This is a genomic window from Alcanivorax sp. HI0083 (assembly GCF_001635175.1).
This window is the reverse complement of sequence record NZ_LWFX01000470.1, coordinates 1-825: the sequence shown is the minus strand read 5'-3', so window position 1 is coordinate 825 and position 825 is coordinate 1. Positions and strand designations below refer to the sequence as shown.

2 protein-coding genes are annotated in these 825 nt (G+C 58.9%); both read right to left on the bottom strand.

Features of this window, described 5'->3' with window-relative positions:
- A partial coding sequence (locus tag A3754_RS04830) for an MFS transporter (RefSeq protein WP_197468464.1) occupies window positions 1-356 on the bottom strand: 356 nt, incomplete at its 3' end.
- Between the two features lie 134 nt (window positions 357-490).
- On the bottom strand, window positions 491-825 hold a 335-nt coding region (locus tag A3754_RS04825), incomplete at its 5' end, for a chorismate synthase (protein WP_156496801.1).

The window sequence follows — 825 nt, the reverse complement described above, 5'->3', positions numbered from 1 at the left end:
GATTGCAGAGTGAGCACTTCGAACTGTGCCAGTACCGCGTTCCAGAAGAAGCTGAAAGACACCAACAGCGCGGCCATGGACCAAAACGTATCCACCCAGAACACGGGCAGGAATACGATGGCCGCCAGCAGGTTGCCGGCACGAATGATACGCAGGCGCTGGCCGCTACGATCAGCCAGCCAGCCCCACAGATTTGGAGCGCCGATTTTGGTGAGCTGGGGAATGGCCATCAGAGCGCCGATGGCAGCCGCACTGAAGCCCAGGTCTTTCAGGTACAGAGACCAGTACGGCACCAACGTGCCAAGCAGACCGAAGTAAAAAAAGTAGAAGCCGGAAAGGCGCCAATAATAGGGCATGAAAGAGGAACCTTGCGCTTGACTGGGGTGACGCCTGACGCCTGACGCTAATCAGCATAAAACCGCCTTTCTTCGCCTAAAGCGTCTTTTCGTTTTCTTTGTCTGGCCTCAAGCCTCCAGCGTCTGGCGCTGTCTCAGCCCGGAATCGGTGCGAACGGCGGCACCACATCCCCGTTCTGGCCACGGTGGCGCAGATAATGATCCATCAGCACGATAGCCAGCATGGCTTCGGCAATGGGCGTAGCACGGACCCCGACACAAGGATCATGGCGCCCCTTGGTCACCACCTCGGCAGCTTCACCGTCCAGTCCGATGCTCTTGCCGGGAATCAGAATGCTGGAAGTAGGCTTGAGCGCCATGGCCACGCGAACGGTCTGCCCGGAGCTGATGCCACCCAGCACGCCGCCGGCATGGTTACTCAAAAAACCGTCCGGGGTCATTTCATCGCGATGCTGCTCGCCGCGCTGAT